Source organism: Sulfolobus sp. A20 (assembly GCF_001719125.1).
Lineage (GTDB): Archaea > Thermoproteota > Thermoprotei_A > Sulfolobales > Sulfolobaceae > Saccharolobus.
The window spans coordinates 880,716-905,391 of the sequence record NZ_CP017006.1; the positions used below are offsets into that span (position 1 = coordinate 880,716).

Below are 24,676 nucleotides of genomic sequence, written 5' to 3' on the forward strand. Positions count from 1 at the left end.
ATCACCAAAAGTTTTTAAAAAGTGAATAAAACCTATGCAAGTCTAAAGTATAATTAGCCTCCCTTATATCTTTATTCTTCAAGATGATATATTATTAAGTAGAAACTTTAGTAGTCTCAGATCTGCATTATTTATAGTAGGACCCGTAGCTCAGCTAGGATAGAGCGAAGGCCTCCGGAGCCTTAGGTCCCGGGTTCAAGTCCCGGCGGGTCCGCCATTTTTATAAAAAATCATAATACTAATTCTTGTTTAAATCTGTTAGAAAAGTGATTTTGTTCAGAATATCGAAAGATATGATTAAAATAAAAGTTAACTGTTAAAAATGTTCTGCAAAATGCTTGTAGTTTGTGCTTGCACGTTAGTTGTTTATCTTTAATACTCTGTTTTTTAAAAGTTATATTATGGGGAAGCTATTCGGTACAGATGGAGTAAGAGGAGTTACGAATAGAGAATTAACATTAGAACAAGCTTTAAGACTTAGTAAGGCAATTGGAACATACTTTGGTAAGGGTTCCAGAATTTTGGTCGGAAGAGATGTAAGAGCTGGTGGAGATATGATAATGAAGGTAGTAGAAGGAGGGCTGCTGAGTACCGGTGTAGTGGTTTATGATGGAGGTATGGCTCCCACACCTACTCTTCAATACGCTGTGAAGACTTTGGGATACGATGGGGGTGTTGTAGTTACTGCTAGCCATAATCCACCTGAATATAATGGTATAAAAGTTGTTTCTCCTCATGGTATAGAAATATCTAGGGAGGAAGAAAATAAAATTGAAGATATATATTTTAATGATACATTTAATTCTGTAGAATGGAATCAATTAATTAATGATGTTAGGAGAGAAGAAAAAGTAATTGATGTGTACATAAAGGGTATATTGTCTCATGTAGATGTTAATAAGATAAGAGAAAAGAGATATAGAATTCTTATCGACCCTGCTAATAGTGTAGGAGGTATAACAACTCCCATATTGGCTAGAGAATTAGGCTGTAAAGTATTCACGGTTAACGGTAATTTAGATCCTTTATTCTCTGCTAGGATGCCAGAACCCACTTTTGAGAGTTTAGCTGAAACAGCTAGAATTTCTAAAGAGTTAAACGTTGATTTAACTGTTGCTCATGATGGAGACGCAGATAGGGCGATATTTATAGATTCAAAAGGGAGGATACAGTGGGGCGATAGAAGTGGTACACTATTGTCATATTGGGCTTCTGTGAAAGCTCCAAATTTGCCTAAAAGGGTTTTTACTGCCGTTTCAAGCTCTAGCTTAGTTGAGGAATATTTAAGTAAGTTTAACATACAAGTTAAGTGGATAAAGGTAGGAAGTGTGGATATTGCATACGCCTTATTTAGGGAAGGTGGAGTAGCTGGGTTTGAAGAAAATGGGGGTTTTATGTTTCCGCCCCATCAAGGGGTGAGAGATGGAGGGATGGCTTTCGCATTAATGTTAGATATGATGGCATCTGAGAATGAATCTTCATCTTCGCTGTTTGATAGGTTACCTACATATCATTTAATCAAAACCAAGGTAAAAATTACTGATAAAACTGATGCTCAAAATATATATCATGAACTAATAGAAAAATATGGGAAATCAAGAAACGTAATAACTATTGATGGTGTAAAAGTGATTGATAAGGACTTTTGGTTCTTGGTTAGAAAGAGTGGAACTGAACCAATAATAAGGATATTAGTAGAGGCTAAAGATGAGAATTATGCAAAAGAATTAGCAAAAGAATTGGAGAAAATAGTAGGGTCTCTAGTATGAAATATAGGTTAATGGATTTATTAGCATGCCCTATTTGTAAGCATTTCCCGCTAAGGCTATATGTATTTTCTGAGAAGAACGTAGAGAGAACCATTGAGGATAAGAAGCCTCTATGTGAGCTGTACTGTGCATTCAAAGTCTCTTATGTAAAGGAGTTAAAAGAAATACCACCTTGTGATGAATGTATTAAACACGAGATAGATAATGGATTACTTTATTGTGAGTCATGTAAGAGGTGGTATCCAATAATTGATGAGATTCCTAGAATGTTGCCAGACAAACTAAGAAAAGAGGAAGAAGAGCTTAATTTTCTTAAGCAATATAAGGACAAGATACCAAAGGAAATATTAAATAATGGATTACCGTTTCGTTTAAAATGAGCTTATTAATAAGTTTGAAGAGTATATAATATGGTGTCAATGGTGGAAAATTCATTTATAGGGAATTTAGATGAGTGGATAAAATTGCAAAAGAACCTACTAGCGACACTGAAAGATATGGAGAAAAAGGAACCAACAGAAAATATGGATAGATTAGATTTAATATTAGCTTCGAGAACTGCCTTCCAACACATGATGAGAACTTTAAAGGCCTTTGATCAATGGCTACAAGATCCTATGGTAATAAAGCATATGCCTAGAGAGATGCTTGAAGATGTTAAAAATACGAGTTGGGAGTTATTACAAAGATTACTAGAATTAGATATTAGGCATACTAGTCAGTTTAGAGAAATGATAGCAAAGATGAGTAAAGAAGGAAAATTAGATCCATTAATATGGACTAGACCAGCTGGTGAAGAATATCAAGAGAGAGAAAGAAGAGGACCATTATCTACAATTTAAATAAAAATATTAAAAATATTTTGTCATCTTCTTCTTAGTTTCATATCACTTTTTAACTTTAAGTTATATTCCTCATCGATTGCAATTATTTTTGTTTTTATCTCATTGATTGCTTGATTCAGTTTATTTTTAAATTCCTCATCTAATTGATTCTTTTCTAGTACTTCCAATCCATTATTGGAAACTGATATTTTTTTGTTAATACTATCAATTTCAATTAGTCCTAAATACAATAGTGATGTTAAATCTTCTTTAATCATAGGGCTGAATACGTTATTACCTATAATGTTGAACTGATATCCCAAATCTATCCCCTTTTGTTTTAATTCATAAAGAAGAGTTATAATCGATTTCTCAGTTAATTTACTCACTTGCTTTATAATATATAATAGTTGTAATTTTCTTTTATCCTCATTTAGCACACTGGGAGTAATAACTTGTTTAGATACTGTTTTAAGTTCTTTTGACTTTTGTTGACCAGGCTGTGACATAATTATTCCCTAAATATCATAATCCTTTACTCACTTTAATATGTTAACTATCTCTTCAACTACCCTCTTTGGATCACTACTTTTGGTAATTGCGGTACCTACAACAAATATGTTTATTGGAAGGTCTATTAGATCAGCTATTTTCTCCTTGTTTAATCCACCGGCTACCGATATTATTGTGCCTAATTTAGATACTTTTTCAATTTCATTTTTAAGATCTATTGCAGATATATTTAATGTTCTTTGAACATCTAGACCTATATGAAATCCTATAATGTCAACTCCTAAACTCTTAATTTCTTTAGCTCTATCATAAAGATTTCTCACGTTTATTAGATCAGCTTGCACAACCATATCAAGTTCCCTAGCCTTCTTAACAGTTAATTCAATAGTAGAGTTATGCATAATACCTAAAACTGTCATTATATCAGCTTTTCCTATTTTAGCTATCTCAACTTCCACATCTCCAGCATCAGCAGTCTTAGTATCTGCCAATATTATCTTATCAGGAGCCAGTTCCCTTAACTTCCTTAATCCTTCTATTCCAGCAGACTTTATTAACGGCGTACCAGCCTCAATGATAATATTTTCAATATTTTTTACTTTTTCAACTATGTTTAATGCATCATCAATTTTTATGAAGTCAAGAGCTATTTGCAAATATCTCTGTTTTTGAAGTTTTTCTAATATTATGTTCCTCATTCAAGGTAGATTTTATAGTAGGAAGTACTTAAAGTAATTGACAAAGAATTTTTATTTCATCTAGGCGAATGCAAATTACTGTGAACATTAGTGGCTAATAAGTTCATAATTGTCACAGGCGGAGTACTATCTAGTGTAGGAAAAGGAACATTAGTAGCGTCAATGGGACTATTACTTAAGAGAAGAGGATATAACGTAACTGCAGTGAAGATAGATCCTTACATTAACGTTGACGCTGGAACTATGAATCCATATATGCACGGTGAAGTTTTTGTGACAGATGATGGAGCAGAAACTGATCTAGATCTTGGACATTATGAAAGATTTATGGATATTAATGTAACTAAATTTAATAATATAACCGCAGGTAAAGTTTACTTTGAAGTAATAAAAAAGGAAAGAGAAGGAAAGTATTTAGGTCAAACTGTTCAAATAATTCCGCATGTTACTGATGAAATTAAAAATATGATAAGATATGCGGCAAATATTAACAATGCGGAAATAACATTGGTCGAGATAGGTGGAACAGTAGGTGACATTGAAAGTCTTCCGTTCCTTGAAGCAGTTAGGCAGCTAAGGTTAGAAGAGGAGGACAACGTAGTTTTTGTTCATATAGCTCTTGTTGAATATTTATCTGTAACTGGTGAACTTAAAACTAAACCGCTGCAACACAGTGTTCAAGAACTTAGGAGGATAGGTATACAACCAGATTTTATTGTAGCTAGAGCTATGTTACCCCTTGATAATGAAACTAAACGAAAAATAGCACTATTTACAAATGTTAAAATGGAAAACATCGTTTCTAGTTATGATGTTCAAACACCTTACGAGGTACCTTTAATTCTGGAAGAACAAGGTTTAATATCAAAAATTTTGAGTAAACTTAAATTAGAAGATAAAGGTGTCGATTTATCAAGTTGGCTGGATTTTGTAAATAATGTTAAGGGAGTAAACAGTAATAAAGTAGTAAATATAGCATTAATAGGGAAATACACTAAACTAAAAGATAGTTATATTAGTATAAGGGAAGCCATTTATCACGCAGCAGCTCAACTTAAGGTAAAACCAAACTTAATATGGTTAGAATCGACTGATCTAGAAAAGGCTGATAACATAGACGAGATTCTAGGGAAAGTCAACGGTATTATAGTACTGCCGGGATTTGGAAGTAGAGGAGCTGAGGGGAAGATAAGGGCAATTAAATTTGCTAGAGAGCATAATATACCATTTTTAGGAATATGTTTTGGTTTTCAATTAGCCGTAGTTGAATTTGCAAGGTCCATAGGACTAAAAGGAGCAAATTCCACAGAAGTTGATCCTTCTACTCCTCATCCAGTAATTACTTTACTGGATAATCAAAAAAATGTAACCCAGCTAGGTGGGACTATGAGATTAGGATCACAGAAAATAATAATAAAGGAAGGCACTCTTGCTCACAAGTTGTATTCATCAAATGTTACATATGAGAGGCATAGGCACAGATATGAAGTTAATCCTAACTATGTAGATATACTCGAAAAGAATGGGTTAATAATATCTGGTGTTAGTGAAAACGGTTTAATAGAAATTATAGAACTGTCAAACCATAAATTCTTTTTAGCTACTCAAGCTCACCCAGAGTTTAGAAGTAGACCTACTAAACCCTCACCAATATATCTGGGCTTTGTTAAAGCTGCTGCGGGTCTTTAAAAATTATTATAATTCTGTTATATTTAGGTTTAATTATCTTTTTAATACCTTTAATACCATTTTTATACTCTACTTCTATTAATCCTAAACTTTCAAGTTGAGACACGTGAGAGCTAACATTTCCCTTGCTCATCTTAAGTATGTTTGTAAGTTCTAATACGCTAGCAGGTTGTGTTGAAATTATCTTTAATATCTGTATTCTAGTAGGTACTGATAACGCTTTAGTTATTTCGTATATTTGTTGTGGGTCTTCAATTACTAGATCCATGTATATTATCTTAACAATAGAAGCTTTAATAAGGAATTACACGCTATACTATATAAGCTTAATAAGCAAGGGCAAAATTTAAATTTAAAAAATAAGGGGTGTTATTGTGCAAGCAAAAATAGAAAATCCGTTGAAGAGTTTAAGAACAGCAGTAAATAAGATAGTTTTAGTAAAATTGAAAGATGGCAGTGAATATATCGGAAAACTTGAACAAACAGATGGTACAATGAATTTAGTTCTAAGAGATTGTACCGAAATTAGAGAAGGTACTTCTGAGCCAGTTGCTAAATATGGTAGAGTTCTAATAAGAGGGAGTAATGTGCTATTCATTAGTGTAGATTATGAAACTATCTTAGCTAGTGGAAAGTAAATTTATATTCAACACAGTTTATGGTAGATTCATAATGAAGAATATAACTGTTCAATTAAATCCCTTAGCGGATATAGAGAAATTGAGAGTAGAGTTAGTAGAGAGAAAAGGGGTAGGTCATCCAGATTTTATTGCTGATGCCATATCAGAAGAGGCTAGCAGGAAATTATCACTATATTACCTGAAGAGGTATGGTATAATTCTACATCATAATTTAGATAAAACCTTAGTAGTAGGTGGCCAAGCATCTCCACGTTTCAAGGGTGGGGAAGTTATCCAACCTATATACGTAATAGTCTCAGGAAGGGCTACAACACAAGTAAAGACAGATGATGGAACTGATGAAATCCCAGTTGGTACGATTATTGTTGAGAGTGCCAAGGAATGGATAAAAGAGAACTTCAGATATCTAGAACCTGAAAAACATATCATAGTAGATTATAAGGTAGGTAAAGGATCAGCAGATTTAGTTGGATTATTTAACACTGGCAAGACGGTTCCATTGTCTAATGATACTAGTTTTGGTGTAGGATTTGCTCCTTTTACAAAGTTAGAAAGAATGGTATATGAGACAGAAAGATATCTTAATTCTAAACAATTTAAGATGAAATTGCCAGAAGTTGGTGAGGACATTAAGGTGATGGGTCTAAGAAAAGATAATGAAATAGATATTACAATAGCTATGGCAACCATCAGCCAATTAATCGAAGATATGAATCATTATATAAGTATTAAAGAGCAAGTGAAGAGCGAAATACTAGATTTAGCCTCTAAAATAGCGCCAGAATATAATATTAGAGTTCATGTTAATACTGGAGACAAAATAGATAAGGGGATTGTTTATTTAACCGTAACTGGAACATCGGCAGAACATGGAGATGATGGAATGACAGGAAGGGGAAATAGAGCTATAGGTCTAATAACTCCTATGAGACCAATGTCTTTAGAGGCTACAGCTGGTAAGAATCCAGTAAATCATGTAGGCAAGTTGTATAATGTTCTAGCTAATTTGATAGCAAAGAAAGTATCTGAGCAAGTTAAAGATGTAAGGATAGTTCAAATTCAGATACTGGGACAAATAGGCAGACCGATAAATGATCCATTAATAGCAAATGTGGATATAGTTACTCATAGCGGAAATATTACAAGCGAAACAGAAAATGAGATAAAAGGAATTGTAGATGAGATGCTAAGTTCCTTTAATAAATTAACTACATTGATTCTAGAAGATAAAGTTACACTCTTTTAAGCCTGTTGTTTCTATACTCATCTACTATCCTCTTAAGATCTATAGTTTTTGATTTTTCCAGCTGATACTCCTTAAATAGTTTCTGAATATCATGTAGAACTTGTTTATCCATTATAACTATGTTTTTATCAAAATATTCCGCTATCTCAATTGATATCTTTTCCTCCATAATGTATAAGTTATTTCCATCATACTTAATATACTCATAAGGCTCTTTATGAGATATTATTATCACTACCTCGTCATTAACTATTTTTCGTATGACCTCTTGTAGTTTTTCCATTTTATTTTCATATTCCTTAATTTTGTTCTCTAGTTTATTGATAGTATTATTTGCATTACTAAGTTGAAGAGTTAACTCATACACCTTTCTATCCCTCTCTAGATCTTTATTCACTTGTAACTTTATTTCATCAATCTTTTTAGTTAAATCTTCCTTCTCTCTGAGTAGATTATATATTATCTTCTTATAACTGGACACTTGATTTTTAAGATATAAATTTTCTTCTTTAAGCTTCCTTATTTGATTGTCATTAAATTCAATTATCTTATTATGAACATTCTTAATATTGTTATTAGTATTTATCTGCTCTTCTCCTTCTTTCTTTAATATATTATTTATTTCACTTTCTATGCACTCAGATACAGTATTGCCATATATTACACAATCATAAAGGCGATTTTCATCCACTATGTCAATATCTAATCTTCTTAAGAAGCTATCTATTTGCCTTAATTTATTTTCAATGTTATTATATGCTTTTATTGCAGCAGCTAACGAATCTCTAATGTGAGGATTATCAACTTTTATATTGTGAAAAATAGAGTACTCCTCGACAATTTTTTGCTTTTCCTCTAATGTTAGATTACGTTCAGGAATATAGAGAATAGCGTTAAACTTGCTAGCGATCTTTTTGACTGCATCTGGGATAGGATTCACGTCAGTAGCTACTATAATTGCCTTCCCTTCTTTAGATATAATCGATACTATTTCGTCCCTATCAATATTTCTTTTTGAAATCAAAAGGACGGGATTCGAATATATATCGAGTATGGATACTCCAACCTCAGTCCCAGGATCTATCCCTACTATTAGTCTTTTTTCAGATTTTTTATCTTTAAACTCTATTTTGTTTTTATATATTGGTCTTATATCTACTACCACGTTATGGCTTTTTATTTTCCTCACTACTCCGTATAAACTTTCCCTAGGTGCGTATACTATAAACACAGCCCCTTCGATACCGGCTTTAGATCTTTTAACTATTAAATCATAATCGAATCCTTTAGAATTTAGTTTTTCTTTAATATCTCTCATAACTCTTAATAGCAAGCCCCTTATATGCCTTTTATACCTATTTTGGCTCATTCCACCTGGACCTAAAGCCCTACCTCTGGAGATTATTATTTTAGTTCTTTTTTCCTCAAGTTTTATGCTAGTTCCAAAACCCCTCAAGGCTAATACAGCGTTAAGATAAGCCGTCTTTTGTGGGCTTAACTTACCTTGTATTTCATATCCTATTTCTCTCGCTAGTTCCTTGACTTCTTTAAATTCTCCATTGTTATAAGTAACTTGAACTATATTAGTATTAGGCGGCAGAAGTTTCAATACACTTATTATCGCTTTGTCATTTTCTCCTATTTCATATATATTGTCAACTGCTATTTTATCTGGTCTGTATTCCCAGCATAGCCTTATTAGTCTACTTAATGTTACATTATCGGATTTTTCCAAGATTTTTTCATTTTCATCTAATATAACTATTGAATATGAAGGAGAGCCTTTAGATGGACTGCTCATAGGCTCAATGTCAATTCCTAATACTTTCATGTTATCCCTCTTACATATTTCATAACACTTTCTACTGAGTCATTAATTCCAAATTTTCTAAAAAACGATACAATATTATATATATCATTTCTAAGCATATCTTCTGAGTCAGAATCTATCGCTTGTGGCCAGTCAATTATTCTTATTTCATTTTGGTCATTAATTAGTATGTTATAAGGACTTAGATCACCGTGAATAACCTTACATTCTGAAAATGCGATTCTCATAGTATATAAGATCTTGTCATAAATTTCCTTAGCGATATTCTCATCTAGATTATTAACTTCACGCAATTCTAAACCGTTTATGTACTCTATCGCAATAGCATTATATGCAAGTCCTAAAGGTTTTGGAACATACCCGCCATTATCACTCACACATTTTAGTGCTACATATTCTCTTTTTGCGTTTTCTACAGTTAACGATAACCAACTCTTTTCTCTTGCTTCTTTTCTTCCTTTTATCTTTTTATAACTGTTTTTACCTATTCTATGAAATTTTATTGCAATTAAATTGTTATCGAAATCATATCCACGATAAACTATACTTTCTTTTCCCTCTCCAATTACAGTACCGAGTTTATTTAGTATTTTATTGATATAAAGTATTTTTATGGCTAATATATCTAATCCAGAATATGTTAATTTGAATTCGTACTTTGTATTATTCTTATATATTAATTTTAAATTAAGTAATTTTGTTAGAGCAAGTCTTAATTCATTTTCACTCCTCCTACCTAACATGCTCTGTAGCTTAGAATATGGTATAAATTCATTTTCATCTTTTAAACTATAAATAATTTTTAGTATAGTATAGTCAAAAGGACCCACTAATGCGGCACGTTCTGCTATCGAAAGTCTCATTCTCAAATAATAATATACAGAATTGGATTATTATTTATTATGCTTATTACTATTCTTGTTAATCAGCTAGCTTTTAAAAGTTAAGTTGTCATTTGAATTTTATCGTTGTTATGTAAATTGCTCACTTTGATAATTTTGCTCTTTCCAGGCAGTTTATCCATTATTTCTTCCTTTAGTGCATACAATCCTTTAGTATTTGGAAGAAGTCTTTGAAAGATTTTAATGATCTTCTCACTAATTTTATCTTTTTCATCATCTCCAGGCGAGACAATTACGTAATAATTGGTTCTAGTCTTGACGGCTTCCTCGCTACCTACTATAACCGATATTTGATCGCTATTATTTAATATAATTCCTAACGCTAATTCTAACCTAACCTTATTTATGAAGTTCTTTTTACCATATATCATAAATGATCCTTTGCTAAGATATTCTCCAGTGGGAGGAGTCAATGAGACCTGATTTCCAAATACCCAAAAGACATCAACAGCACCTAGTCCAACTTTCCATGCCTTTGAATAGCAAGCGGCTATAATCGCGGCGTCATATAAGTCCTCATCACTAACTTGTTTACTTTCATCTAGTACCTTAATTATTGTAGCTGGAGCACCTACTATATCTGCGTGAAGAAAGATATCTTTTTCTTTCATATACTTCTTAACAATACTCTCATTTTGGCTGGCATCCTTACCTCCTATTACCAGAAGTCCATTTCTCGTTATAGTCCATCTATATTTCTCGTACCATTCTTTTTTTCTTAAACTAATTTTTAACTCTTTCTTTCTTTCTATTTCTTCATTTTCCAGTATCTTTAGTCTTTCTTCCAGCTCCTTTAACGTTTCTATTGCTCTCTCAACTTTTCTTCTATATTCTTTCATCATCTCAAAATACTTCGATGCATTCTTAGCAACTGATATTGTCGGGTCTACTTCTATCTCTATATTATCCACGTTGATCTTAATATTTCTCTTTTTCTCGTTTTTAGGTATCATTTGCTCTATTTCATATGATCTGTGAAGTAATAATTCTCCTATCCTCTTAAACATCGCTTCCTTTTGCTCATATTCACTAATACTTTTCTTTAATTGTTCTATTGAGTTCAGGATTTTTGATTTCTTTTCTAATATTTCTCTTGACTTCTTTTGTTCTAGTTCCTCTTGGGCTATAGTATAAAAGAAATCATCTAACGCGTCATTAAACTTTTCATAACTTTTACAATTATTAATCAAGAAAGGAATTACAGTTAAGTTATCTAGTATACAAGGTTTTATGTTTCCGTTTTTGATCTCTTCTTCCAATTTTCTTATCTTTTCCTTTATATCTTCTAAATTGTTTTTATTTACTTCTTTTACATCTAAGTAAATTAATACTTCCTGAGAAATCCCAAGCAATTTAGTTAAGTTCCCCTTCTTTAATAGTTTTTCCATCTCCTCATCGGATATCTGAGGTTTAGGCGGAGTAATGTATTGTTCGCCTAGAAATATTTTCCTATCTCTGAATTCTTTGTATTCTGTCGAGAATAGTATCTTGTTCTCGTTATCTGTTATTACTAGCAATCCCTTTGGTAAAAGTTCCACAATAAGTTTAATACCATTTTTCTTTAGTGTCATTACTAATATTCTTTCACTATCTACTATGTTTACCTCAGAAATTACATTACCTCTTATTAACTCTCTTAACAGTATTGCCTTACCGGAAGAAGATTTAGGATAGTTGTATCTCGTAAAGTTAATTCTTCTGCCGGGCTCTATTAATAACTCTTTATCTTTTCCATTGCAATATAATTTTATAATAAACGAGTTCTCGGCATTTTGAACTTCGTAGATATTATCTATTATGCAGTTCTCTAACTCGTTTTTATTTTCACGTAACCAAGCTAGTAGATCAAAGTAGGTCATTGAAGTCTTTTTCTGCAATTTTATATTTTCTCCCATCATACAACTACACATATGGAAGTTGGAGATAAAATATTAGTTATGAGGACTATAATAGGTATAGCGTCTGGTATAATATCAACTTTCCTCACAACACCTCTTTATGTTTTATATTGCTTATTATTAGCTTATTTGATATCAGATATTATAGCAATATTTATATTTAAGCAGAAGAAAATTTGGAATATACTTGGAAAAGGAACGGGCATATTTATTGCTGGTTGGTTCATTAGCTTAATAGTGATATATAATCTTTTGGTAAGATAATAATAAACTTAGTCTGAAGGTCTGGTGGTAAGATAAATGCAAGCTCAGAAGTTTATTGTTGATGCTATGTTAGGGAGGGTCGCGAGATGGTTAAGAATTATGGGATATGACGCTATATATAGTAATAAATATGAAGACTGGAAAATTTTAGAAATAGCTCAAAATCAGAATAGAATAATAATAACCAGAGATAGAAGTATTTACACTAAATCGTTAAGAAGACACTTAAAGTGTATATTGTTGAGTCCAGATTCTGATATCGTGAAAGATCTTGCTTATATTGCTTATAAAACTAGGATAGATCTATCGGTTAACGTAAATTATACTAGATGTACTGAATGTAACTCAGTACTAGAAAAAATTGGTGAAAATAAGTGGATATGTCCTAGATGTAAGAAAAATTATTGGAAAGGAAGGCATTGGAGAACTATAGAAGAGATAATAATTAAAGCTAATAGCGAATTATTAAAATTGGAAGAAAAACATGATATCAGAAGGGCTAGTAACAATACAAGAACTGAACTTAGAAATAGGTCGAACTCTAATACAGATAGCAAGAAGGTCAATCTACGAGAAGTTTAGTTTAGATAAATTAAAATTAGATGATTATAATAACCCAATATTAGATAAAAAAGGATTAGCTTTTGTTACTTTAGAAGAAATATATGATAATAGAACTGAATTAAGGGGTTGCATAGGCTACGTTGAAGCTGTAGCTCCGTTAAAGGAGATAGTGGCTTTAGCAGCTAAAGCTGCTGCTTTCTCTGATCCTAGGTTTAAACCATTAAGTAAAAATGAGTTAGATAAGATAATAATTGAGGTAACTGTTCTGACTAAGCCAGAAGAAATTATAGTTAATGATAGATGGCTCTTACCTAAAGAAATCACAGTTGGTAAAGACGGTTTAATAGTTGAAAAAGGTATATTACATAGCGGGCTTCTTCTGCCTCAAGTAGCCAAAGAATATTGTTGGGACTCAGAAACGTTTCTAGCAGAAACATGTATTAAAGCCTCTCTAGAACCAGATTGCTGGCTTGATAAATCCGTTAGAATAAAGAAATTTAATGGGATAATATTCAGGGAAGCTAGCCCAAATTCTGATAATATTTTAGTAATTAACCCACAAAATGTTGAATGTAAAATAAAATCTTATCTCTTAGACTAATTTACAAGTTATATAATGGATAGAAAATCGTAGTAAAAGTAGAAATACCTTTTTATTCTGCCACATTAAGGTTATATATACGGTGTTAAAGAAATGGAAGAAGAATATGCAGAGTTATTTAGTGACGAAGTAAAAAATGCTTTACAAGATGCTCTAAAGGATATGAAAAATAGTGTAGATGTATATGTTTTTATCGATAGTAGCAACGAAAATTGTCAGTATTGCAACGTAACAAAGAAATTTATGCAGTTTGTAGCTGATTCAGCTCCGAAAGATAGTGATGGTCAGTCATTATTGAAAGTCCATATTATAGATAGGGCTGATGGTGACAACAAGTCCCTTTTCGAGAAATTCAGTATAGAACGTGTTCCGACAGTAGCGTTCTACGATGGTTATATCAGGTGGACTGGTGCACCATTAGGCGAAGAAATAAGAGCACTTGTAGAAACGATAGTTAGGCTTTCACAAGGGGAAAGTGGTTTAGGTGCTGAAACTATAGAAGCTATTAAGAATAAGATAAATAATAAAGTAGTAATAGAGACTATAGTTACACCTTCTTGTCCATACTGTCCATATGCAGCATTAATGGCACACATGGTAGCTTTTGAATCATGCAAAGCAGGTAAGTGTAACGTTATCTCTAATGTAGTTGAAGCTTATGAGAACCAAGATATCGCTGAAAAATATCAAGTGATGTCTGTCCCTACTATTGCCATAAATGAATCAGTTGAATTCATTGGAGTACCTTATGAGGAGAATTTTATTAACTCAATTATTGAAAAACAAAAAGCAAGCTAAACTCTTTTATTATTCTTTGGTTCTATCTATTTATTAGGGAGTAATGAAAATCATAATGTTTAAACTTACAGATGAAGAATACAAAGAGCTGGAGGAAAGAGCACGAAGAGAAGGTTATGTATTAATTAATGATTTTATTAGATCATTGATTTTTTCGTCTCCTCAAAATTCTCAAATCAATCAATTTGATTTATCTAATCAGATAGTATCTAGATTAGAAAAAAAGATACAAGATATGATTAATCCATTTACCTCTCAAATAGAAGATATTAAAGGTAAAATTGCTAATTTAACTGAGAGAGTCGAAACTTTAGAAGATAAAATAGGTGCAAGAGAGTCTCCAAAAGATTCAGAGCCTAAAAAAGTTAAAAAAGATCTTGGTAATATCAGCAAGTCTTTGACTGCTAGCAATAGGGAGGGCACTAAGAAAACTGCTATGGACGTATTAAGGGAACAAGGAGCAATATTTGAGTCAGAATTGAAGTTAAATAATCCTGATGCCTTTTTTGATAAGTTGGAGAAACATGGTGCTATAATAATAGCTACCGATTCAGAGAGAATAGCTGTTGATCAGAATTTCATGGAAGAGTTTAAGAAAAAAATAAGCGAAATTCATACTTCAGATGAATTAGAGGCTCAAAAATATTTAACTAAGCAAGAATATAAATTATTTCAAAAGTTAAAGCAAAATAGTTTGATGTATTTCGATGCTACCACTAAATCTTGGAAGCTTCTAGTGAGTTAAATCTCGGTAGTGTCACTCCTCTTTGTTTTTGATATTTACCTTGATAAGGATTTTCAACAGGCGTTAAAGTTCTCGCAAAAATTAGGTGTAGAAATCTTACACTCTTTTTCATCTTTATTGGAATTTCTGAACCAACTACTTCTATAGTTAACTGTCCCTCAAAGCCGGCATCGACAATAGTTGGAGGAATAAATAACCCTAGTCTAGCAAAACTAGATCTTAAATTAACAAATGCCATTATGTCATTTGGAAGCTTTACATACTCTTCTGTAACTAGTAAAACATGTTCATGAGGGTTAATGATAAATTCTTCTCCAGTTTCTTTCACAAAAAGTTGCGATATATTATCATCGTCTATGTTAAAAGGTTTATCCATTTTTTTAAATCTAGCAATTTCATTTCCAACTCTTAGATCAACACCGTTCTCTCTAATGCTATCTTGCCTTAACGGATCGATAATAATCCACCCTTTTTCTAAATAATATTTTAGATCTCTATCTCCTAGTATCATATAGCTAAATTATTTTTGAGTATTTTTATAAGCTGAAAGGCATAGTAACAATCATTTTGTTAGGGAGAAAAACTAAAAATAAAAGGCGATAATCAGAATAGAAATCGTATTCATTTGCTATTTTGCCCTATAGTACTATCTAAAACGGAGCGTTTACTTTATATACCAAAAATTATACTAATCATCTTACTTAAGGGCCCGTAGCTTAGCCAGGTAGAGCGACGGGCTCTTAACCTAATGCGAGGTAGAGATACCCGTAGGTCCCGGGTTCGAATCCCGGCGGGCCCGCGCTTCATTATTAATAAAGACTTTTGTATCACATAAACTGATAATGTCTTTATCATGTGTTGCTATGATTACCCCTCTCTTATCCTCTTTAACTAGTTCCATCATTTCATAAAATGATAGTAGTGTTTCTCCATCCATTCCAACACTAGGCTCATCTAAACCTATAACGTTGTAATTAGATGAAAAAGCAGAGGCTATTAACACCTTCATTTTCTGTCCAAAGCTAAGAATAAATGGGCTCTTATCCATTAATGGTTCTAATTTAAAAATATTAGAAACTAGTTTGTTATTATTTAAAAGTTCTCTTACTGTGAAGTAAAAAAATTGCAAATCCAAATCTTGAAAAATGACAAATATTTTACTGGATAATTTCTTTAATAAAGTTGTTTTCCCTGCACCATTTTTTCCGAGAAGACAAACTATTTCACTTTCTCTTACCCTAATTTTATATCCATTGACTTCTATATCTAATAGAACCTTATCTCCTAGTTTATTGCTTATTTTAGGTAGTTTAAATCCTCTTAAACCTTCATTCTTAAGGAAATTTTCATCGAATAGTTTACTCTTATCTATTTCTCTAACTTCTCTATTTTCTTTAATCAAGTATACCCTATTAACAATATTTCTGATCTCCTCAATTCTGTGCTCTGCAATTAAACTATTTTTTGGTAGTATTTCTTTAACGATTCCTATACCCTCTTCGTCTAAATTTGCAAAAGGTTCGTCTAATAGTATGTACTTAGGGTTTGATGCTAATATAGTGGATATTACGTAACGCCTTTTATAACCGTCTGATAAAGTGTTAAAGTCCTTCTCGTAGTATTTATCCATTATTTTCTTTACTATATTCTCATTTACTATATGAAACCTTTTCATGAGCTCAATCTCCTCTTTACAATTATTAGCTAATCTTTGCGAGTTAGGGTCTTGAAACACTGCTGAAAACTTAGAGTAATCCCTCATTTTACAGAATTCTTCCCCATCTACTATTGTCAGTGATTGTTTGTCGCTTAAGCATAATGCAGATAGAATTAGTGTGGTTTTTCCACTTCCGTTTTTTCCAACTAATCCTACTATTTCATCCTTATCAATTTCTATTCTTCCACTTAAATATGTAGGATGTATGAAAAGCATAGAGAAATTACACCTAAGCCTAAAAATATAACGTCATATTTATTTGGCTTTATATTACTCTTGTAAGAATACTTACCAAACAACTTTAAAGTATATGCATAATACAAATTTTCTGCAATCTTTATAATTTCTACTATGATCGGTAGTAATATCCTTTTTATATTAAAGGGACTTATTTTTCTTATTCTTGAATAGAACATAATTTTTTGTGTAATTTCGTAAAATAATGGATAATATGATAAAGCTATTACTACTAAAACTCCTTTTGAACCTAGTAGATCCAAGATAGAGGATTTATCAGTATGATCACTTGCAATTAGGAAGAGGTTAATTAGTGTGAAAGCTCTTAACGTGTAGCTATAGATAAAAACTTTGTGAAATGTCGTCAATATTACGAAGGATAGTATCGCTACTGCTATTTCTACAAAAATTACCGATCTCCTTTTATATAATACAGCTATGGTTAATATGAATGGTATAACAAAATTATACAGTATACTTGATAAATATATGAAAATTGAAAATAAAATAATATAAAGAAATTTTGATTTCATTTAACTATCCCTGACTTTATTAAATAAGACGATATCTGATATGCTATGAATCCCATTAGAGCGCTTTCAGCGAACATTCCAATTGAGACTCCCACCCAAATATATAATGCAGTTACTACTGGTGCAGGGACTTTAATCATATATAAGGCTAGTAGAGTACTTAGTATCCCTTCAAGACCTCCTGCTATTGTAGTGTAAATTATAACTGACTTTAATGATCTATATCCCATAAATCTAGTTATGACTTCAACAATTATTGCTATAAGTAATAGTGGTATTGCTATGAACGGTAAGAAGCTAATTGTGTAAAGTACCGCGCTAATCAACCCTATAAGCAGGGGACCATATGTTCTATTAATGATTTGAATTCCCACTGAAATTATTAGCAGTGGGACTGTTAGATTTAATATAGGATCAGCAAAAATATTTACAGCGTATAGTCCACTACTTAAAGCAATCGCAGCAGCTACAGCATAAGACGCTACTGAAAATATTGCAGCGTAAACAGAAGCTTTCTTTATTGACATGGTACTTTCATGTTTTCCATTCATATTATTAATAATATATATGATACGAAATAAAGTTAATGGTTGTTTAGTAATTTTCTTGATCGCTAAATAACTGATTAAGCCTAAAAAAGATTTATATTAAATTCTAGGTAAAATAACAGATTCAAAGTCTGGATCAATTTTTACATTAATAACTTTTTTATCACTCACTAGAGCTTTTTCTAATTCTTGAACACTACTTACTGTTATGCCATCAGTTTCCTTCATTAGTTTATCAATATCAATATTTATTTCAACTTGTGATTTTGATAATGTAGGAACGTCAGATTTAGAAGTGTCTAAATAATTTCTGCCGTTATCATTAATTATTATAATTTTCCCTTTAATATTGTTTAGCTTATAATGTAATAGTGAGATTGAATTGATAAATCCTTCCAAATCAGTTACACCTAAGGCCTTGCTTTCAGAGCCAATAACTCCACCTATTGCTATACCTCTTTCAAGTAATGATTCGTTAGTATACCAGCTCTTTTTGGATTTGATAGGTAACCTTACAAAGTCAAAGGTAGTTGCACTAAGATCTATAAAGTATTTTTCAAAATTACTTGTTTTTCCTACTATATCAACTATGTCTATAGGCCATAGACTATCGTGCTTTCTTATGTTAGAAATACCTTTATTCATTTTACTTAGGGCTTCTGCTGTACCTCTATTTATCTTATCTTTAATTTTGGTCTTTAGTTGGGTTAACAGTTCTTTAAGAAACAATCCAGTATCGGCAACAACAGGCACATGAGGCATATACACCTTACCTATATCCTCTCCATCAACATTATTGTGCACTAATATTCCCTTATATTTTAGAGACCACCCTGCGGTTGAAAGTTGTGTAAATCTGGTTCCTATTGCTAAAATCACATCAGCATTCTCTAAGATATAATTAGATGCTTCTGTACCAAAAGATCCTAAACCTTCACCTGCAAATAATTTATGGTCAGCTGGAATTACTCCCTTAGCTTTAAATGTGGTGATAACGGGTATATCCAATAATTCAGCTAACTCAATCAAAGTACTTTCAGACTCACTTAATACTACTCCATAGCCAGCAATTATTACTGGTGTTTTTGAATTAAGTAGTAATTCAACTACCTTTGATACGGTATTTTTGTCAGGAGACTTCTTCTCCGGTTTCTGGCCGGAAGTGGATAATGGATAAGCCTTAGCTTTAAATAGGTCTTCTGAAATTTCAACGTATGTTGGTCTTGGTCTATTGCTCAGTGCGTCCTTGTAAGCTTTCTCTATAGTAATTGTAATTTCTTCGATGCTAATTACTCTCTCTCTCACTTTGGTTATTGGGGAGAAGATATTAGATAAGTCATCATTAGTTCTGAATTCGCCTACTCTGGCTCTCCCCACATCTTTGTGAGATCTAATACTTGATATTAGTAAAAGAGGCACTGATTCCATGTATGCTTGTGCCACTACGTTAACCGCTTCTGTTAGTTTTGAGCCTGGTATTTGAATAATGACTCCCGCTGTATTATTTTCTTGGGCATATGAATAAGCTAAAAGTGATGCATCTCTAGTGTTAAGTGAAATATCTATATTTATATTATACTTTTGTAGCATCTCTTTTACAGTATTTGGTAAAGAATAAGTTGTGAATACTTTTTTTATTCCTATATCGTTAAGCACATAAGCTATTGCTTCTTCTCCTTTCATCTCTACGCCAACAGTTTCCTCTTTCCTTTTAACTTGACTCATAACGATAATTTAGGATGATCTTATTTTTAAATTTTTAAAAGCCGGGGGCGGGATTCGAACCCGCGAAATAACGGGTTTCTACTTTTAAACCACTGCGGCCCCTAGCGCTACCGATGGGCTGGTAGTGCCGCCTTAGACCGCTCGGCCACCCCGGCGTTACTAAATATATTTTTAATAAAACCTTATTTTAAAACTATGTGAGTGCTATACCATGATACAGTTTTCTAAAATAGGGGAAATACTTCATGAATTACAATCTTTGACAGATTTTGTAATAATAGGTGACACGATATTAGATTTACAGCTTAAAAGAAAAGGAACTGACAGTGATATTGATATATTTGTTTTAGGTATAAGTGTTTTGGTTGACGATGATGCTATACGAGATTTCGCATATCAAAGAGGCTGGGATTACGGTAGAACACCTATAGACACTCCAAGGTTATTCGTACCTGTAGATGATGATCAGCTTCAAATAGATTTATATGAGAATATACAAGATTTTTTTGTACCTAAAGAAATTATAGAAAACGCAATTGATATAAAATTAGGAAATTATCAGTTTAAAACTGTAAGATTGGAAGATTATATTCTTCTTAAAGCTAATGCGTTTAGGGAAGAAGACGAGGATGAATTAAAAACTATAGTATATCTTATAGGGGAAGGGAAATTAAGTGTAGATAAAAATTATATAAGAGAACATATAAAATTATTTGAAGAAAACAGTGAAAGTATAAAGGAGAGATTATCTTACATAGGAATAAAAATTTGAAATTCAAAAAATATTACCCTTTCTTTGTTGGTAATTCTTTCTTTTTAAGTCTTAGATTTGTACTATGACACCTTCTACATTTAGTGGCTCTTATAGAGTTTAATGCACCGCATTTTCTGCATACTTTTTTCACAAAAACTCTTTGTTGAACTATCTGGAGTTTTGCAGGATCATTAAGCGGCATTTATTTAACCCGACTATAACTATATTAGCTCATATTCATAAGTATTGCGGTAAACAGAGTGAATGGAGATGAAGATTCCGCTGGATCAGGTTTGCGTTAGAAGTGGACTTCTTTGCAACAGATGTCAAGGGTTAGTTGATGAAGGAGAGGTGCTAGACTATGAGATAGAAATAATGAAAATGTTGCTGGAACTTGAAGAGACGCAGTTTAAGGAATTGAGAGAATGTGTTTATCATAAAGCATACAAAGTTGATAATTTATTAATATTATTAGTCACTAGTAGTCCAGAGATGACTCAACAAAAATGGATTAAAATAGCTAAAATATTACAAGATAAACTAAATATAAAGGTAAGAGTGTTAGAGAAAACTAATAGCATAAAGAATAGTGCAATTCAGTTACTTTCTCCAGCGAGAGTATTAGGGGTAAACACTGTGTGGATGCCTGATGGTTCTGTTCAGTATGTAATCAGAGTCTCAAAGTCTGAGCGTAAATTATTGCCGGCCGAGGCACAATTATTGGAGTCAGCTTTAACTAAAATCCACTCTACACCAGTTAGAATAAGGGTAGAGTGAAATTGTTTAGGACACACTTCATTTCGGAATTAAACGATAATTTAGATGGAAAAGAAGTAAAGCTAGCGGGATGGGTACATAATATCAGAAATTTAGGCGGAAAAGTGTTTCTGATACTAAGGGATAAAAGTGGCACTGTACAAGTTGTGGTAGAAAAAAGTAGTAAAGCATACGAAGTTCTCAATCAGTTATCATTAGAATCGGCAATCTCAATAACAGGTAGCGTTAAAAAGGATGAGCGTGCACCTAATGGAATAGAAGTTCATGCGAAAGAGATCAGTATTATTTCCGTTTCTAAGTCACCGTTACCTTTAGATGTTAGCGGAAAAGTTAAGGCCGATATAGATACAAGGTTAAGAGAGAGGTTATTAGATTTAAGGAGGCCTGAGATGCAAGCTGTATTGAAGATTCAATCTGTAGCAGTGAAATCATTTAGGGAAACTTTATATAAAAATGGTTTTATTGAAGTCTTTACACCTAAAATAATTGCAAGTGCTACTGAAGGAGGAGCCCAATTATTTCCAGTTATGTATTTTGGAAAAGATGCGTTTTTAGCTCAAAGTCCACAGCTTTACAAGGAATTATTGGCTGGCGCGATTGAAAGAGTATTTGAGATAGCTCCAGCTTGGAGGGCTGAAGAGTCAGATACTCCTTATCATCTTTCAGAGTTCATTAGTATGGATGTCGAGATGGCATTTGCTGATTACAATCAAGTAATGCAATTAATAGAACAGATTATGTATAATATGATAAACGATGTTAAACGAGAGTGCGAAAAGGAGTTGAAGGTATTGAATCATACATTACCAGACGTAGCATTACCATTGCGTAGGATAACTTATTCTGAGGCTATAGAAATTTTGCAGAATAAAGGCTTAAATATAAAATTCGGAGATGATATAGGTACTCCGGAGTTAAGGTTATTAAATGAAGAGATTAAGGAGAACTTATACTTTATTATTGATTGGCCATGGCTTAGTAGGCCATTCTATACCAAGCAGAAGAGCGATAATCCGCAACTAAGCGAGAGCTTTGATCTAATTTATAAATGGCTTGAGATCGCGTCAGGTAGCTCAAGAAATTATATTAGAGAAGTGTTAGAGAACTCACTTAAAGTTAGAGGACTTAATCCAACTAGCTTTGAATTTTTCTTGAAGTGGTTCGACTACGGTATGCCACCACACGCTGGATTCGGTATGGGATTAGCAAGAGTAATGTTAATGCTAACTGGTCTACAATCAGTGAAGGAAGTAGTGCCATTCCCAAGGGATAAGAAAAGATTAACGCCATAATTTTTTAAATTTAAAAAGTCATGTAAATTTTCTTGGGTCTCCTCTTATTATTTCTCTTAGTAATACTGTGGCATACATTCCTCTGTCTATTGAGAAAGAAATTGTTATTGAATTATCAGACACTTTTTCAATCTTAATATTTCTTATCTTCATGAATGCTTTTCTAACAAGATCTTTTAACGAAATTTTGAATTCTTTTAATTTAAAAAAATCTTTTTCTATCCCCTCAGTTAAATAAATTTCCTTGCATATTTCGTCACAATCATTATAATATATTGGTAATCTTATATATAATTTTTCCTTATCATTATATTTTTTAAGTTCATCCAATTTTCTCGAAAGATAAATGTTAAAGAGATAGCTCTGATATGCGTCAAGATATAATGATATCGGTATGAGGCTATTTTTTAATGCTAAGTAATAATTTCTAAATCTAATATAACTCTTTATTAATTTTTGCTCTTGTTTAAATTTTACTGATAACCTATTCAATGCTTCGTCAAATCTATCTTCTAAAATTAATCTTCTAAATTGCCTCATTTCTTCTGACTCCGAGAGAAAAGGATAAGATACAATCGAATAGAAAGCGTTTTTCCAATCCCTTTTTAAAAGAAACTTTCCAACTACATGAGATATAGGCCTTCTAGATCCGAATCTTTGGTAACCTATAAAAGCTGGAAGAAATGGGTCTTTAGAAATTTCTTGAATTCTCTCTTTTATTTCGTTTATATTATTTGTATTTATGGTTATTTTAAATATATTTCCTGTATGATTAAGTTTTTGAGATGCGAATCCTAAGAATTTTATTGAAAAATTCCCAGTATTATATTCTCTGATGAGTTCTATATTAACTTTTTTATTGTAAATTTCGATATAAATTAGTTGACTTGTTATCGCATTTGCGTCTTTAATCCCCAGATACTTAATTTTATTTTTCAGAATTTTTTGGAGCTCATTTATCACCAAGAAATGATCAACTGATTTTTTATTAAGTAAATATACGGCATATTTACCAGTATTTTCTCCCTTCCATTCCGTAGCAGGTTTATAATCTATCTCTTCCGTTACGGAGAAACCATCAGGCCTAGTAATGTTACCATCAAGTTCAGTCCAATTATCATAATAATATCTTTCCATTCCAATTGCTATATCTATTTCATGGGGAATTATAGTAATTTTAGGTCACCAGTGATCAAATCTATAATATCATCAGGGGCTGGACCTATTCCTAAACAAGTTATTGTGCCGGGTTCTAACTGTGTTTTACCGGCGTCTTGAATTACGGTGGCAGGTAACATATATTCCTTAGCTTTTTTGAATTTTTCCATCAGATCATTTAAACTTTCAACTTTGACAACTATTTTAGGCTGCCCTTGGTCTAACCACGAATTTAACCAATCCTTCCATCTCTCATTATTTGAATTTAGTATATTAAGTACCAAAGTTACTGCTGCATGTGCAACTTGAGCAGCAATTTTTCCCTTTCCCATTTTGATATCATTTCTAACTACGATAACCATTTTAGCCATTCAATATGGCGTCAATACCAAACACTTTTAAATTTTTGTTGAAGGTTAATAATGGGGTAAGGTTAAACATGTCAGTTAAGCTTAGTATAAGGGAAGAAGTAGAACCTCCAGTATGTTCAAGCTGTGGAAAGATAATACATCCTAGGGAAAAGGGCGTAGAATTTTACTGTCCTAATTGCGGAAAAGTGTTGATATGGAGAGATTTCATGTGTAGGAAGCAAGGTGTGGAATACACATGTCCTAACTGTGGCTTTACCGGCCCTTAATGGTGAATAAACCATGGCAGATGTTTTAGTTGTGTTAAAAGTGTTCCCAGACAGTGATGAAATTAACTTAGATAATCTATATGAAAGTATAGGAGGTAAGTTACCTAAAGAGTATAAGATAATTAGGAAAGAAACTGAACCAATAGCTTTTGGACTTAATGCATTAGTATTATATGTTCAAATGCCGGAGCAGACTGAAGGCGGAACTGACTATTTAGAAGAATTAGTAAATAATATTCAAGGAGTAAGTCATGCCGAAGTTGTAGGTATCACGCGTTTAGGATTCTAATAAACTCTTTGGTACGTTAGCTCTTA

29 protein-coding genes, 3 tRNA genes and 1 pseudogene are annotated in these 24,676 nt (G+C 32.3%); 18 read left to right on the forward strand and 15 right to left on the reverse strand.

Going from position 1 to position 24,676, the window contains the following annotated elements:
* Nucleotides 1-139 precede the first annotated feature (139 nt).
* The 4 genes from BFU36_RS04875 to BFU36_RS04890 all read left to right on the forward strand — a co-directional run bounded on the left by BFU36_RS04875 (nt 140) and on the right by BFU36_RS04890 (nt 2,611).
* Nucleotides 140-217, forward strand: a tRNA-Arg gene (locus BFU36_RS04875).
* Nucleotides 218-401: 184 nt separating this feature from the next.
* A complete protein-coding gene (gene glmM, locus BFU36_RS04880; protein WP_069282522.1) occupies nt 402-1,769 on the forward strand; it encodes a phosphoglucosamine mutase in 1,368 nt (455 codons plus the stop codon).
* A complete protein-coding gene (locus BFU36_RS04885) occupies nt 1,766-2,149 on the forward strand; it encodes a Trm112 family protein (protein WP_069282523.1) in 384 nt (127 codons plus the stop codon). Before glmM ends, BFU36_RS04885 begins: the two co-directional genes overlap by 4 nt.
* Nucleotides 2,150-2,191: 42 nt before the next feature.
* Entirely contained in the window at nt 2,192-2,611 is a 420-nt protein-coding gene (locus BFU36_RS04890; RefSeq protein WP_069284596.1) for a DUF2153 domain-containing protein, read from the forward strand.
* A gap of 23 nt (nt 2,612-2,634) precedes the next feature.
* Here BFU36_RS04890 and BFU36_RS04895 read toward each other — a convergent pair whose 3' ends face one another.
* Both BFU36_RS04895 and BFU36_RS04900 read right to left on the reverse strand, forming a co-directional pair.
* Nucleotides 2,635-3,102 (reverse strand): hypothetical protein, encoded by a 468-nt coding sequence (locus tag BFU36_RS04895; RefSeq protein ID WP_069282524.1) that lies wholly within the window; start codon nt 3,100-3,102, stop codon nt 2,635-2,637.
* Nucleotides 3,103-3,132: 30 nt separating this feature from the next.
* Nucleotides 3,133-3,804: an orotidine 5'-phosphate decarboxylase / HUMPS family protein gene (locus BFU36_RS04900; protein ID WP_069282525.1), complete on the reverse strand. Its 672-nt coding sequence runs from the start codon at nt 3,802-3,804 to the stop codon at nt 3,133-3,135.
* Between the two features lie 90 nt (nt 3,805-3,894).
* On the opposite strand from BFU36_RS04900, the gene BFU36_RS04905 reads away from it, so the two are divergent.
* Nucleotides 3,895-5,493, forward strand: a complete 1,599-nt coding sequence (locus BFU36_RS04905; RefSeq protein WP_069282526.1) for a CTP synthase — start codon at nt 3,895-3,897, stop codon at nt 5,491-5,493.
* Here BFU36_RS04905 and BFU36_RS04910 read toward each other — a convergent pair.
* Complete coding sequence (locus BFU36_RS04910) at nt 5,471-5,761, reverse strand: transcriptional regulator (protein WP_069282527.1); 291 nt, start codon at nt 5,759-5,761, stop codon at nt 5,471-5,473. The genes BFU36_RS04905 and BFU36_RS04910 overlap by 23 nt on opposite strands.
* A gap of 106 nt (nt 5,762-5,867) precedes the next feature.
* On the opposite strand from BFU36_RS04910, the gene BFU36_RS04915 reads away from it, so the two are divergent.
* On the forward strand, nt 5,868-6,131 hold the full coding sequence (locus tag BFU36_RS04915; RefSeq protein WP_069282528.1) for a U6 snRNA-associated Sm-like protein LSm6: 264 nt from the start codon (nt 5,868-5,870) through the stop codon (nt 6,129-6,131).
* Nucleotides 6,132-6,162: 31 nt separating this feature from the next.
* Nucleotides 6,163-7,380, forward strand: a complete 1,218-nt coding sequence (locus tag BFU36_RS04920) for a methionine adenosyltransferase (RefSeq protein ID WP_197490550.1) — start codon at nt 6,163-6,165, stop codon at nt 7,378-7,380.
* Here the strand turns inward: BFU36_RS04920 and BFU36_RS04925 are convergent.
* The 3 genes from BFU36_RS04925 to BFU36_RS04935 all read right to left on the reverse strand — a co-directional run bounded on the left by BFU36_RS04925 (nt 7,367) and on the right by BFU36_RS04935 (nt 12,011).
* Nucleotides 7,367-9,211, reverse strand: coding sequence for a DUF460 domain-containing protein (locus BFU36_RS04925; protein WP_069282529.1), 1,845 nt, complete (start codon nt 9,209-9,211; stop codon nt 7,367-7,369). The genes BFU36_RS04920 and BFU36_RS04925 overlap by 14 nt on opposite strands.
* Complete coding sequence (locus tag BFU36_RS04930) at nt 9,208-10,074, reverse strand: lipopolysaccharide core heptose(II) kinase RfaY (RefSeq protein ID WP_069282530.1); 867 nt, start codon at nt 10,072-10,074, stop codon at nt 9,208-9,210. The genes BFU36_RS04925 and BFU36_RS04930 overlap by 4 nt, the downstream gene beginning before the upstream one ends.
* Before the next feature lie 80 nt (nt 10,075-10,154).
* Entirely contained in the window at nt 10,155-12,011 is a 1,857-nt protein-coding gene (locus BFU36_RS04935; protein ID WP_069282531.1) for an NFACT family protein, read from the reverse strand.
* A 12-nt stretch (nt 12,012-12,023) separates the two neighbouring features.
* Between BFU36_RS04935 and BFU36_RS04940 the strand changes: the two genes are divergently transcribed.
* From BFU36_RS04940 to BFU36_RS04960, 5 genes are all read left to right on the forward strand, one after another.
* On the forward strand, nt 12,024-12,275 hold the full coding sequence (locus tag BFU36_RS04940) for a hypothetical protein (RefSeq protein WP_069282532.1): 252 nt from the start codon (nt 12,024-12,026) through the stop codon (nt 12,273-12,275).
* A gap of 36 nt (nt 12,276-12,311) precedes the next feature.
* Nucleotides 12,312-12,857 (forward strand): Mut7-C RNAse domain-containing protein, encoded by a 546-nt coding sequence (locus tag BFU36_RS04945; RefSeq protein ID WP_069282533.1) that lies wholly within the window; start codon nt 12,312-12,314, stop codon nt 12,855-12,857.
* The gene (amrA, locus tag BFU36_RS04950) at nt 12,760-13,440 is read left to right on the forward strand and encodes an AmmeMemoRadiSam system protein A (protein WP_069282534.1); all 681 of its coding nucleotides are present in this window, start codon (nt 12,760-12,762) and stop codon (nt 13,438-13,440) included. The genes BFU36_RS04945 and amrA overlap by 98 nt, the downstream gene beginning before the upstream one ends.
* Nucleotides 13,441-13,533: 93 nt before the next feature.
* Nucleotides 13,534-14,238, forward strand: a complete 705-nt coding sequence (gene pdo / locus BFU36_RS04955; protein WP_069282535.1) for a protein disulfide oxidoreductase — start codon at nt 13,534-13,536, stop codon at nt 14,236-14,238.
* A gap of 43 nt (nt 14,239-14,281) precedes the next feature.
* Nucleotides 14,282-14,983, forward strand: a complete 702-nt coding sequence (locus BFU36_RS04960) for a CopG family transcriptional regulator (protein WP_069282536.1) — start codon at nt 14,282-14,284, stop codon at nt 14,981-14,983.
* On the opposite strand, the gene dcd is transcribed toward BFU36_RS04960, so the two are convergent.
* Nucleotides 14,955-15,494, reverse strand: a complete 540-nt coding sequence (dcd, locus tag BFU36_RS04965; protein ID WP_069282537.1) for a dCTP deaminase — start codon at nt 15,492-15,494, stop codon at nt 14,955-14,957. The two genes, BFU36_RS04960 and dcd, sit on opposite strands and share 29 nt — an antisense overlap.
* Nucleotides 15,495-15,688: 194 nt before the next feature.
* On the opposite strand from dcd, the gene BFU36_RS04970 reads away from it, so the two are divergent.
* Nucleotides 15,689-15,782: transfer RNA gene (locus BFU36_RS04970), tRNA-Lys, on the forward strand.
* 9 nt (nt 15,783-15,791) lie between these two features.
* Here BFU36_RS04970 and BFU36_RS13540 read toward each other — a convergent pair.
* The 5 genes and pseudogenes from BFU36_RS13540 to BFU36_RS13795 all read right to left on the reverse strand — a co-directional run.
* Nucleotides 15,792-16,916: pseudogene (locus tag BFU36_RS13540) on the reverse strand (ATP-binding cassette domain-containing protein); the annotation flags it as partial.
* The gene (locus tag BFU36_RS04980) at nt 16,889-17,470 is read right to left on the reverse strand and encodes a hypothetical protein (protein WP_069282539.1); all 582 of its coding nucleotides are present in this window, start codon (nt 17,468-17,470) and stop codon (nt 16,889-16,891) included. The pseudogene BFU36_RS13540 and the gene BFU36_RS04980, both read right to left, overlap by 28 nt.
* Nucleotides 17,467-18,021 (reverse strand): hypothetical protein, encoded by a 555-nt coding sequence (locus tag BFU36_RS04985; RefSeq protein WP_069282540.1) that lies wholly within the window; start codon nt 18,019-18,021, stop codon nt 17,467-17,469. The genes BFU36_RS04980 and BFU36_RS04985 overlap by 4 nt, the downstream gene beginning before the upstream one ends.
* 96 nt (nt 18,022-18,117) lie before the next feature.
* Entirely contained in the window at nt 18,118-19,743 is a 1,626-nt protein-coding gene (locus BFU36_RS04990; protein ID WP_069282541.1) for a thiamine pyrophosphate-binding protein, read from the reverse strand.
* Between the two features lie 39 nt (nt 19,744-19,782).
* Nucleotides 19,783-19,898 (reverse strand) — tRNA-Cys (locus BFU36_RS13795).
* A gap of 56 nt (nt 19,899-19,954) precedes the next feature.
* On the opposite strand from BFU36_RS13795, the gene BFU36_RS04995 reads away from it, so the two are divergent.
* Nucleotides 19,955-20,515 (forward strand): nucleotidyltransferase, encoded by a 561-nt coding sequence (locus tag BFU36_RS04995; RefSeq protein ID WP_069282542.1) that lies wholly within the window; start codon nt 19,955-19,957, stop codon nt 20,513-20,515.
* Between the two features lie 13 nt (nt 20,516-20,528).
* Here BFU36_RS04995 and BFU36_RS05000 read toward each other — a convergent pair whose 3' ends face one another.
* Entirely contained in the window at nt 20,529-20,699 is a 171-nt protein-coding gene (locus BFU36_RS05000) for a 50S ribosomal protein L40e (protein ID WP_069282543.1), read from the reverse strand.
* A gap of 62 nt (nt 20,700-20,761) precedes the next feature.
* Here BFU36_RS05000 and BFU36_RS05005 point away from each other — a divergent pair, with 62 nt between their 5' ends.
* A complete protein-coding gene (locus tag BFU36_RS05005; protein WP_083216349.1) occupies nt 20,762-21,274 on the forward strand; it encodes a transcription elongation factor NusA in 513 nt (170 codons plus the stop codon).
* 2 nt (nt 21,275-21,276) lie between these two features.
* A complete protein-coding gene (gene aspS / locus BFU36_RS05010; RefSeq protein WP_069284599.1) occupies nt 21,277-22,566 on the forward strand; it encodes an aspartate--tRNA(Asn) ligase in 1,290 nt (429 codons plus the stop codon).
* A gap of 18 nt (nt 22,567-22,584) precedes the next feature.
* Here aspS and truD read toward each other — a convergent pair whose 3' ends face one another.
* Nucleotides 22,585-23,736, reverse strand: coding sequence for a tRNA pseudouridine(13) synthase TruD (gene truD / locus BFU36_RS05015; protein WP_069282544.1), 1,152 nt, complete (start codon nt 23,734-23,736; stop codon nt 22,585-22,587).
* Complete coding sequence (gene pth2, locus BFU36_RS05020) at nt 23,733-24,095, reverse strand: peptidyl-tRNA hydrolase Pth2 (protein WP_069282545.1); 363 nt, start codon at nt 24,093-24,095, stop codon at nt 23,733-23,735. The genes truD and pth2 overlap by 4 nt, the downstream gene beginning before the upstream one ends.
* A gap of 68 nt (nt 24,096-24,163) precedes the next feature.
* On the opposite strand from pth2, the gene BFU36_RS05025 reads away from it, so the two are divergent.
* Both BFU36_RS05025 and BFU36_RS05030 read left to right on the forward strand, forming a co-directional pair.
* On the forward strand, nt 24,164-24,361 hold the full coding sequence (locus tag BFU36_RS05025) for a zinc finger domain-containing protein (protein ID WP_069284600.1): 198 nt from the start codon (nt 24,164-24,166) through the stop codon (nt 24,359-24,361).
* A 13-nt stretch (nt 24,362-24,374) separates the two neighbouring features.
* Entirely contained in the window at nt 24,375-24,650 is a 276-nt protein-coding gene (locus BFU36_RS05030; protein ID WP_069282546.1) for an elongation factor 1-beta, read from the forward strand.
* Nucleotides 24,651-24,676: the final 26 nt, after the last annotated feature.

Coding starts and splice junctions, on each gene's coding strand:
- BFU36_RS04935 (WP_069282531.1), bottom strand. CDS start 12,011: ATGATGGGAGAAAATATAAAATTGCAGAAAAAGACTTCAATGACCTAC.
- BFU36_RS04985 (WP_069282540.1), bottom strand. CDS start 18,021: ATGAATGGAAAACATGAAAGTACCATGTCAATAAAGAAAGCTTCTGTT.
- BFU36_RS04980 (WP_069282539.1), bottom strand. CDS start 17,470: ATGAAATCAAAATTTCTTTATATTATTTTATTTTCAATTTTCATATAT.
- amrA (WP_069282534.1), top strand. CDS start 12,760: ATGATATCAGAAGGGCTAGTAACAATACAAGAACTGAACTTAGAAATA.
- BFU36_RS04895 (WP_069282524.1), bottom strand. CDS start 3,102: ATGTCACAGCCTGGTCAACAAAAGTCAAAAGAACTTAAAACAGTATCT.
- BFU36_RS04960 (WP_069282536.1), top strand. CDS start 14,282: ATGAAAATCATAATGTTTAAACTTACAGATGAAGAATACAAAGAGCTG.
- BFU36_RS05030 (WP_069282546.1), top strand. CDS start 24,375: ATGGCAGATGTTTTAGTTGTGTTAAAAGTGTTCCCAGACAGTGATGAA.
- BFU36_RS04995 (WP_069282542.1), top strand. CDS start 19,955: ATGATACAGTTTTCTAAAATAGGGGAAATACTTCATGAATTACAATCT.
- pth2 (WP_069282545.1), bottom strand. CDS start 24,095: ATGGCTAAAATGGTTATCGTAGTTAGAAATGATATCAAAATGGGAAAG.
- BFU36_RS05025 (WP_069284600.1), top strand. CDS start 24,164: ATGTCAGTTAAGCTTAGTATAAGGGAAGAAGTAGAACCTCCAGTATGT.
- pdo (WP_069282535.1), top strand. CDS start 13,534: ATGGAAGAAGAATATGCAGAGTTATTTAGTGACGAAGTAAAAAATGCT.
- BFU36_RS05000 (WP_069282543.1), bottom strand. CDS start 20,699: ATGCCGCTTAATGATCCTGCAAAACTCCAGATAGTTCAACAAAGAGTT.
- BFU36_RS04930 (WP_069282530.1), bottom strand. CDS start 10,074: ATGAGACTTTCGATAGCAGAACGTGCCGCATTAGTGGGTCCTTTTGAC.
- BFU36_RS04990 (WP_069282541.1), bottom strand. CDS start 19,743: ATGAGTCAAGTTAAAAGGAAAGAGGAAACTGTTGGCGTAGAGATGAAA.
- BFU36_RS04900 (WP_069282525.1), bottom strand. CDS start 3,804: ATGAGGAACATAATATTAGAAAAACTTCAAAAACAGAGATATTTGCAA.
- BFU36_RS04910 (WP_069282527.1), bottom strand. CDS start 5,761: ATGGATCTAGTAATTGAAGACCCACAACAAATATACGAAATAACTAAA.
- dcd (WP_069282537.1), bottom strand. CDS start 15,494: ATGATACTAGGAGATAGAGATCTAAAATATTATTTAGAAAAAGGGTGG.
- BFU36_RS04925 (WP_069282529.1), bottom strand. CDS start 9,211: ATGAAAGTATTAGGAATTGACATTGAGCCTATGAGCAGTCCATCTAAA.
- BFU36_RS05005 (WP_083216349.1), top strand. CDS start 20,762: ATGGAGATGAAGATTCCGCTGGATCAGGTTTGCGTTAGAAGTGGACTT.
- BFU36_RS04940 (WP_069282532.1), top strand. CDS start 12,024: ATGGAAGTTGGAGATAAAATATTAGTTATGAGGACTATAATAGGTATA.
- BFU36_RS04945 (WP_069282533.1), top strand. CDS start 12,312: ATGCAAGCTCAGAAGTTTATTGTTGATGCTATGTTAGGGAGGGTCGCG.
- glmM (WP_069282522.1), top strand. CDS start 402: ATGGGGAAGCTATTCGGTACAGATGGAGTAAGAGGAGTTACGAATAGA.
- BFU36_RS04885 (WP_069282523.1), top strand. CDS start 1,766: ATGAAATATAGGTTAATGGATTTATTAGCATGCCCTATTTGTAAGCAT.